Source organism: Mycoplasma sp. HU2014, from assembly GCF_001199495.1.
GTDB lineage: Bacteria > Bacillota_I > Bacilli_A > Mycoplasmatales > Mycoplasmataceae > Mycoplasma.
Map to the genome: position 1 here is coordinate 1 of NZ_LFYS01000075.1, position 9,295 is coordinate 9,295.

Consider the following 9,295-nt stretch of genomic DNA (forward strand, 5'->3'; position numbering starts at 1 on the left):
AAAAAAGAATACAAAAACTTTTTTGATATTAATGTTGATGAAAATAATCAAAAAGTTGTTTTTTTAAAAGAAAATGTTTTTGAAAAAGTTCACAAAAATGCAGGGTTCTCAATAATAGTTTCAAACGTTGATTCTGATTTAGAATTTATACTTACTCAATACAAGAAAAGAGATCTTGTTGAAAAAGCATTTTCAACTGTTAAGACCACTTTTGATTTAAATAAATTTAATGTTCAGGATAGATTGGTTTTAGAATCAAAAATGTTTATTTCATTTTTAGCATTGATTGTTAGATCATATTTCAGTTATTGTATGAAAGAATTTTTAGCTGAAAATGGTCATCATACAGTGAATACATTGTTTAGTGAATTATCAAAAATGGAGTTAGCAAAATTCAATAAAACATATGTAAGTTCTTATGGTTTAAGCAAGACTCAAAAAATAATTTTATCTGCATTAAAAATAACCGAAAAAGATGTAAATCAATGCACGAAAGATATTAATAAAAACCTAAACTAGTCACACGAACGTGAAAAGTTCAGGTTAAAAATAACAATATTAATAGTTCATCAGATAAATGAACAAAAGATACTGCCAAAAAAAGCTATTGCAAAATCTATATCAAATTCAGCTTTACAAGCTACAAATGACAATTTAACAATCAATAAAACTATAAATAAAGCAATTGATCAAGTAAACAGTAAAACAAATAAATCAATAGAAGATACTTCAATTTTTAGTAAAGATGAAGTTAGTTATATTTCTCAAAAATACTTTAGAGTATTAATGGATAATAATGATAATGCAAATGCAATGTCTACTCAATATGATTTAAATGTAAGTTATGATGATACCTTTCAAACAGCTGTAGAAAAAATCCTACGTTTCCCACTTAGCTACAAAAATAGCAGGTTTTTAGTAGCTATATTTTTCATAAAAAAATATAAATATCTATACTTTTATGCTTAAATATGATATAATAGAAATATGAAAAAGTCAAGAAAAGATACAAAAAGACAATGAAGAACATCAATTGCAAGAGTTAAGAAGGGTGAATATTTATCAATTGGGGTGCCGAGAAGAGATAACAATGGGTTTGAATTCAGATTCGGTTATGGTTATTTACATGAATTGAAAGAATATCACGATGATCCGCTAACTGTGATTAAAGCAATTATTGCAAACTTCCCACTATCTCGAACAAAAGAACAAGCTAAAACAAAATTAGATGAAATCTTCAAAGAGAAAAAATCATTGAAAAAAGAGGTTATAGAAAGGTATAAAGGTTACGAAATTATTGAAAAACTCTTTGATTATTTTGATATTTTTGATAATTGTTCTACTACAAGATCAACAACACTAAAAGATGTTATTATGCAATTAATTTATCAAAGAATTAAAAATCCGATTAGCGTATTTAACACTTACAAAACAATAAAAAAAGAAAGAATAGATATTCATTCAAAAAATTCATTTTACAGATCATTAGATTATATTGCAAAAAATAAAGACGAGATTCTGAAAAACTTAAACAAGAAAATTTGTGATAACACAAATAGAAAAATTGATGTTTTGTGATTTGATGCAACAACCGCATATTTTGAAACATTTTCAAGAGAAGGGTTTAAAAAGCCTGGTTATTCAAAGGATGGAAAATTCAAAGAAGATCAAATAAAGAATTCCAAAAATATACACTATATAAGACAAGATAAAATCATTTCTTCATCCTTTTTTGAAATTTTACCAACTATTCAAGAACCACCCATAATATTTATTTTGTATTTTTTATAAGAGTTAAATACTTTTAGTGCTTCACTAAAAGTTTTTTCATTTAAGATACCTCTTTCTTTGAATTTATTTTTTATTCTATAACCAATAATTGTAGAAAGCATTTTAATAAATTCTGCTCCATAAATTGAAATATCACTCTTTTTATTTACTTCTTTAAGGTTCAAGTTATCTTGATAAAACTTGTTAACTAGCTCGATTTCTCATCTTTGTTTGTACATTTTATAAATATCAATTGGTTCTAGATCTTGATTAGATATATAAACTATAGTTCCAAACTTATCTTTTAGTTTTTTATAATTTTCTATTGTATATTTTTTACTTTTTAAATAGTCACTGTGTTCTTTTGAAAATCTATTATTATCTCTAAAAGCATAATAAAATTTGTTTTCATGCTTTAGTTTTTTGTAAAAAATGGTGTTGTCTTTATTGCTAAATTTTTCTTCCATATCATAAATATTAAGTTTATGTAAAATACTCAAAGAACGTTTTATAGGAAATATATAACCTACTTGATCTGGTATATTTTTACCATTACTAACCCCTTTATCTACTATAATAACCCCAGTTTTTATATTAGTTTTTTCTAAAAAATCAGGAAAACTAGAAAAATCAACGCAATTACCACGATATGGTAAAGAACAAATTATATCTTTTGTTGTTATATTAAAAGCAGTAACGATTGATATATTTTTTGTATTTTTAATTCTCGATTTATATGATAAAGAACCAAATGATGTTATTCTACTATTGTAATTTTTAAGCATACCATCAATAGCAACAAGGTCATTTGCATTTGTTTTTTCAACCCTTTTTCTAATAAATTCAATAATTTTATTGGTGTCGCAACCAAGCTTGTAAATAAAATTTGAAACGGTACTTTTTGATAATTTCATATTTGGAAAATCTACTGATAAAAATGATTCTTCATAATATTTCTCTATTAAAGAATCATTTGCATCTGGGTTTAATGTTTTCATAATAGCAATTGCAAAAATTCTAAATGCCTCAACACCATAAACGTGCATCAAGTCTTTCAAAATATCATTTGAGAGATTTTTAGCAAGCATATAGTCACCATAATTTTTTGGTCTTAATTCTATTGATATTTCTTTTTTAGGTACGTATTCTCCATTTATTATATGACCTATGACAGGTCCGTTTTTTGGATAATTCTTACCATTTTTATATTCACATCCAATTCTTTGAATAACAGCTCATGATTTTCCTGTTAATTTAACAATAGTATTTTTAGGTCTTGGAACTTGCCTTATTTCTAACGGTACAGCCATAATATCTTTCCTTTTCTATAGTGTATTATATAGTATATTATAACATAAAAGAGAAGTCTTTTAAAAGTATTTTTTAAAAATTTTATTAATTTTTCTAAACAAAAAGAGTACATTTTATTACTAAAACATACTCTTTTATTAAAAATCTTCATTTTTTAATTGTTTTTGTGCTATTTTAACCGAAAAATATAGTGTATATTTTTGGAATTCTTTAATCAAATTGTAATAGGAATGGCAACCGATGAAAACGGAATTCCATTACATTACAAAGTTTTTCCTGGCAATAGTGCTGATTAAAATACATTTATTCCTTTTATGCTAGAAATTGCAGACCTTTATGAAATAAACACAGTAACTATTATTGCTGATAAAGGTATGAGTGTTAATAAAAATATTAGATTCTTAGAATCTAAAAATTGAAACTATATAATTTCTTATAGAATGAAAGCTGGTAGCAAACAGTTTAAAGAATACGTTTTAGATGAAAAAGATTATATAACTGATGGTTCTTTTAAATATAAAATTCGTGATATAGCATCTTTTTACAATAAAAAACGACCAAACGGTCATTTCAGAAAACAGATAATAACTTTTAGTAAAAAACGTGCAATAAAAGATAAAAATGATAGAGATATCTTGGTTCAAAATTTTATTAAAAAGATGAATAAAGATAATTTAGTTTCTTATGACAATTTAGCTGGTTCAAAAAAATATAAGTTTTTTAAACCTATAAATAAAGGTACTTTTTATGAATTGGATGTAGCAAAAATAAATGAAGATGAAAAATACGATGGATATTATGTTTATGAAACAAATAGAACTGATTTATCTGTAGTTGATATTGTAAATTTACATTCAAAACAGTGACAAATTGAATCTAATTTTAAAACGTTAAAAGGTAAGTTGTCACTTCGTCCAATGTATTTATCAACATGAAATCATATTGTTGGATATATTTGTTTATGTTTTGTATCTTTAGTGTTTTTAAATTATGTAGTTTACCTTTTGAATTCTAGATTAGGATTACAAGGTAAAAATAGAATTACTGAACATAAAATGATTAACGTTATTAAAGATGTCAAAGAAATTGAGATATTTGTAAACAAACAAAAAACAGAAACAATACAAGTGTTTAATGATGGGTTAAAAGAAAGTTGAGATACTTATCACACTCTTTTAGAAGTTTTAAAAAAAATAACAGTTGACTTATAAATTTAGGTTTATAAGTTTAAACTGTTATTTTTATGCTTAAAGTGGGAAACGTAGGAAATAAATCAATAGAAGATACTTCAATTTTTAGTAAAGATGAAGTTAGTTATATTTCTCAAAAATACTTTAGAGTATTAATGGATAATAATGATAATGCAAATGCAATGTCTACTCAATATGATTTAAATGTAAGTTATGATGATACCTTTCAAACAGCTGTAGAAAAAATGCAAGACTATGTAATTCAACATGAAAAAGCTCAAGGTCGAACAGCTAATGTAAATATTTTTTTAAAAGATCAAAGTTTAGCTAATGAATCTTTATTTGATTCAAATAAAGATTCATATTTAGACTTAGCAAATAATAAAATTGCTGATGAAATTGAAATTACAATATCAAGTAATGGAGTTTCTCGTGATGATGTTTTTGGATTAAAAAACATTAATCTTGTTTCATCTAAAAAATCAGTTTTAGGTGATGCTCAATCATCAAGTAATGTTTTTTCTAAAACTGTTGATGCAATGTTATCATCTCAAAATAGTATTGAAATTTCACATGATATTGACACTTCTCATTCACTAGAAGATGTATTTAATTCATATTCAAATATGATAACAAACAGAATTAAACAAAAAATTTCACTTGTAAGAAACAACTTATCATCAGTTAAAAATGACAATTCAATTTATAAAATTAAAGTTGATACTTCTTCAATCAAAGGTCTTGATATAACAAAATCAATGTATGAAAGCCAAGAATTGCTAGGTAAAATCTTTAACAGAGAAGTTGAATTACCAGTTCAATTAATTAATACTCAAACAAATAAAGTAGTTTCAAAAGGAGTATTTAATCCTAAAATACAAATGGATGTAACTTCATTCTTTGAATGTATGAACTCAATTGAAAGTGATTCATCAGATGGATCATTACCTAAAAAAGTTAACTTATTAGGTGCAAAACAAACATATAACACTGATACTACAATTGCAAATATGGCAAATTATTGAAATAAAATTTTAAATCAGTTAGTTGGTGATTATTCATTTAAAGTTACACATGATTCAGATAAAGATTTGAATACAAAATTACAAGCTCAAATGAATGACAGCACACCTTTTGATAAAACACAATTCAAAGATGACGGTATTCAAATAGGATATACAACAACAAGAGGTGCATATAGAGTTATTTCAGATTCTGATGCTTTATTACAAGGAGTTACTCCTTCACCAACTGTTGAAAAAGCAATGCACTTTAAAAAAGAATATTCAAAATTCTTTGATTCATTATATGCAACTAGAGATGTTTTAAAATATTTCATAGCTAGTGGTGTTGCATTAACAATTGCTGAAGCTGCTTTAACAATTGCAGAATGATCTGAAATGGATGTATTTGACGCTTCAGTCACAACTGCTGCTACTTGTATGGCTGCAACAATTACTGTTATATCAGCAATAGCTATGAGAAATATTAATAAAGCATTAGATGAAGCTAATAAAACTGAAAGTGTTGATATTTCAAAAATTGATAATTTCGATAATTATAAATCATTAGTTATGAAATATCTTGACGAAGTTGCTCACTGATCAAGTGTTATGCAATATGTTTCAATAGTTATGACAATTTCTACAGCTGCAGTTTACCCATTCAGATCTGCAATTAAAGATAAACTTGCAAAACTAAGAGAAGCTGCTGAAGTTGTAGAAGGTGCTGAAAAAAGTCGATCCATCATGATTAGTTAAATATAATGTTGAATTAGTTGCAACAATACTTACAGGAGCAACAATCGCTTGAGGAAATGCTATTAATAACTTCGGTCAAGGTTACTTTGCGTTAGATATAGCGGGTGATGAATAGAATTTTATAAATATTAATACTAAAAATTGAGTAATTTTTTAGTATCTAATCTGAACTTTTAACAAGTGTGTAACTGAAACCATAAGAAACACTTTATCTAATATAAATAATGGAATTGTTAATGAAATTATAGAAGAATTAGATATCTTAAAAGAAGTGAAAAAATTAGTACACATAGAACTGTAAATGAAATTATAGAAGAATTAGATATCTTAAAAGAAGTGAAAAAATTAGTACACATAGAACTGTAAATGAAATTCATAAATTAATAATAATGATATAATAAACATATACAAAAATTGGAGGGTTTATTTATGTCAAACTTAAAAGCTCAAAAGAAAAAAGAATCACAAATGTTAAGAGAGCTAAATTTAATATTACAAAGAGAATTACAAAACCCAGTTTTAAATACAGTTTCAATAGCTGAAGTAAGACTTTCATCTGATGGATCTCATGCTAAAATTTTCTACTCATTCTTACCAATTAATCAAGATATTTCAAAAGAAAATGTTGGTAAAGAAATTGAAGAAGGATTAAAAGAAATTAGAATGATTTTAGCTTCTAAATTAGATTGAAGAAGTGTTCCGAATTTAACTTTTGAATACGATGAAAGTTTAGATCGTGCAAATCATATTAATGAAATTTTAGCTGAACAAAATTCAAAATAAAAATAAAATTACCAAGTTTAAACTTGGTTTTTTTAAGTTAGAAAGAATAAAATATGAATCAAAAATCAGGAATTTTAATACTAAATAAACCTAAAAGCATAAGCACTAATAATCTTATTCAACAAGTTAAAAAGAAGTTAAATATTAAAAAAGTAGGACATTGTGGAACTTTAGATCCACTAGCAACAGGAGTTGTAATTTGTTTAGTTAATAATGCAACTAAAATAAGTGATTATTTATTAAATAATGATAAAAGATATATTGTTACTTTAAAATTATTTGCTCAAACTAGTAGTTATGATGCTGAAACTGAAATTATTAAAACTGAACCAAGTTTTGAAATTGATCCAACTACTTTAAATAATGTTATAAATAAGTATAACAATTATACTTATGATCAAACTCCGCCTATTTATTCAGCTATTAAAGTTGGTGGTAAAAAATTATATGAATATGCTTTAGAAAACAAAACAGTTGAAATCAAATCAAGAACAATCACAATATATGAAACTAAATTATTAAATTATGATAGTAAAAATCATGAACTAACTTTAGATGTTTATTGTTCTAAAGGAACTTATATAAGAAGTTTAGCAGTTGATATTGCTAAAGATTTAAACACCATTAGTTATGTAAAAGAATTAAGAAGAACTAAATCAGGATCTTTTGATATAACTTGCTCAAAAACTATTGATCAAATTAGTTGAGATAATCTAATAACTATGTATGATGCTATTAAATTATCTGATTATAAAATAGTTAATTATGATGATATTTTAAGTGTTAAACAAGGTAAAAAAATAAAATTAGATGTTAATTCAGATCTAGTTTTTATAAGTGATAAAGATAATAATTTAATTAGTTGTTATGAAAGATTAAATGATGATATTTTTAAAACTAAAAGAGGAGGATTGGATAATTAATGCAATACTTCAATCAAGCGTTTAGTAAAATAAAACCAATTAAAAATAATAAAAAATCAATTATAACTATTGGTAATTTTGATGGTTTTCACATATATCATCAAAAAATAATTAATCAAGTTATTGATATAGCTAAAAAAGAAAATTTAAATAGTATCGTGATTAGTTTTGATAAAAAAATTAAAAACTTTGTTGAATCTAAAAGTTATCAAAAAATAGCAACAAAAGAACAAAAACTAAACTATATAAACAATCACTTAAAAGAATTAGATTATTTTTATGATATTAAAGTTAATAAAAAATTAACTTTAACAACTAGAGAAGATTTTATAAATGATCTAAAAACTAAATTAAATGTTGTAAAAATTATTGAAGGTGAAGATTTTAGATTTGGTTGACAAGCTAAAGGAGATATTAATTATTTAATCGCTGAATTTGGAGTTGATAATGTTATTGTTGAAAAAAGAGATAATGATATTTCATCATCAAATATTAAAAAACTAATAAAAGAAAACAAAATCCAAGAAGCTAAAAAATTATTAGGAATAGATTTTGATTAAAAAACAAGGAGAAAATTATGAAAAAATTAGTAGCAATTACAGGTGCAAGTAGTGGTATTGGACTAGCTTGTGCTAAATTATTTTCTGAGAAAGGTTATCCTGTTTTAATTATGGCTAGAAGAAAAGAAATTTTAGATAATTTAAATTTAAAAAATTGTGTTACAGCACGTGTTGATGTTAGAGATATCGAACAAATTAAAAATGCAATTATTACCTTTTATTTAAAAGACTAGATACAAACATTCGATTTTTGTCAAGTCTTTTTTTTAGTAATTATAATGTAAATGTTTAAAAAATATAAAACATATTTCATTATTAGAAAAACATAAGAATATAAAACAAATAGAAAGGAATTATATGAAGTTATTTAAATACCTTTTCTTAATAGAACTTATTGCACAACCAGCTATTTTAATATCAAATATTGTTAATAATACAACTAATAAAATAAGAAATTTATCATTTTTGACACTATAGGTTTAAAATATCAATAATATTGTCAGTATATTTCTTTTCACTTGTATAGTGTCATTTTTTAGTTGTACCATCTAAATACTTATTAGCTGAACTTAATCTTTCCATTATTTGATTAAATGAAAATCTCTCTGTTAATCCTTTTTCTTCAAATTCTTTTTTCATTCTTGAAGTGATTATAGAACTTATTAAGTTTATAAATTCAGTCGCAATTACACTTGTGTTTTGTTGTACTCTTACAAAATCCAATTCAGCAATGTTTTTATAGAAGTTGAAAAATTCTTCAATTTCTCATCTTGTTTTGTAAAGATCATATATTTGTTTTAAAGATAAATCTTCGTTGGAAATAAAAGTAATTGTTCCAAAAAGATTTTCTTTTTCTTGTAAAAGTTCGTTATTAAAATTTTGTTCTCGATTAACTTTATCTAAATAAGCTCTTCGTTCTTGGTTGTAGTCATTTGTGCTTTTAAATGAATATAAAAATTCGGTTTGATTAAGTTTTGCTTTTTTACATAAAATAATAT

The 9,295-nt window shown here is 24.3% G+C and carries 9 protein-coding genes and 3 pseudogenes; 10 read left to right on the forward strand and 2 right to left on the reverse strand.

Annotation, left to right across the window (positions count from 1 at the left end):
• From AB668_RS05785 to AB668_RS05165, 3 genes and pseudogenes are all read left to right on the forward strand, one after another.
• Nucleotides 1-519: transposase (locus tag AB668_RS05785; protein WP_160315018.1), on the forward strand; the 519-nt coding region annotated here is incomplete at its 5' end.
• 267 nt (nucleotides 520-786) lie between these two features.
• Nucleotides 787-969 carry a hypothetical protein gene (locus AB668_RS05160; RefSeq protein WP_050517912.1) on the forward strand — a complete coding sequence of 61 codons (183 nt, stop codon included), beginning with the start codon at nucleotides 787-789 and terminating at the stop codon, nucleotides 967-969.
• Between the two features lie 18 nt (nucleotides 970-987).
• Nucleotides 988-1,698 (forward strand): annotated as a pseudogene (locus AB668_RS05165) (IS1634 family transposase); the annotation flags it as partial.
• Here AB668_RS05165 and AB668_RS05860 read toward each other — a convergent pair.
• Nucleotides 1,695-3,080 (reverse strand): transposase, encoded by a 1,386-nt coding sequence (locus AB668_RS05860; protein WP_201342703.1) that lies wholly within the window; start codon nucleotides 3,078-3,080, stop codon nucleotides 1,695-1,697. The pseudogene AB668_RS05165 and the gene AB668_RS05860 overlap by 4 nt on opposite strands.
• A gap of 213 nt (nucleotides 3,081-3,293) precedes the next feature.
• On the opposite strand from AB668_RS05860, the pseudogene AB668_RS05175 reads away from it, so the two are divergent.
• The 7 genes and pseudogenes from AB668_RS05175 to AB668_RS05200 form a co-directional block, all read left to right on the forward strand.
• Nucleotides 3,294-4,292 (forward strand): annotated as a pseudogene (locus AB668_RS05175) (IS1634 family transposase); the annotation flags it as partial.
• Between the two features lie 32 nt (nucleotides 4,293-4,324).
• The gene (locus AB668_RS05180; RefSeq protein WP_050517913.1) at nucleotides 4,325-6,031 is read left to right on the forward strand and encodes a hypothetical protein; all 1,707 of its coding nucleotides are present in this window, start codon (nucleotides 4,325-4,327) and stop codon (nucleotides 6,029-6,031) included.
• A complete protein-coding gene (locus AB668_RS05790; RefSeq protein WP_160315019.1) occupies nucleotides 5,997-6,146 on the forward strand; it encodes a hypothetical protein in 150 nt (49 codons plus the stop codon). The genes AB668_RS05180 and AB668_RS05790 overlap by 35 nt, the downstream gene beginning before the upstream one ends.
• 314 nt (nucleotides 6,147-6,460) lie before the next feature.
• The gene (rbfA, locus tag AB668_RS05185) at nucleotides 6,461-6,814 is read left to right on the forward strand and encodes a 30S ribosome-binding factor RbfA (RefSeq protein WP_050517914.1); all 354 of its coding nucleotides are present in this window, start codon (nucleotides 6,461-6,463) and stop codon (nucleotides 6,812-6,814) included.
• 53 nt (nucleotides 6,815-6,867) lie between these two features.
• Complete coding sequence (gene truB / locus AB668_RS05190) at nucleotides 6,868-7,737, forward strand: tRNA pseudouridine(55) synthase TruB (protein WP_050517915.1); 870 nt, start codon at nucleotides 6,868-6,870, stop codon at nucleotides 7,735-7,737.
• Nucleotides 7,737-8,297, forward strand: coding sequence for a riboflavin kinase (locus AB668_RS05195; RefSeq protein WP_050517916.1), 561 nt, complete (start codon nucleotides 7,737-7,739; stop codon nucleotides 8,295-8,297). Before truB ends, AB668_RS05195 begins: the two co-directional genes overlap by 1 nt.
• 17 nt (nucleotides 8,298-8,314) lie before the next feature.
• Nucleotides 8,315-8,506 (forward strand): annotated as a pseudogene (locus tag AB668_RS05200) (SDR family NAD(P)-dependent oxidoreductase); the annotation flags it as partial.
• Nucleotides 8,507-8,768: 262 nt separating this feature from the next.
• Here AB668_RS05200 and AB668_RS05205 read toward each other — a convergent pair.
• Nucleotides 8,769-9,295 (reverse strand): transposase (locus tag AB668_RS05205; RefSeq protein ID WP_152908081.1); only part of this gene is annotated, 527 nt, incomplete at its 5' end.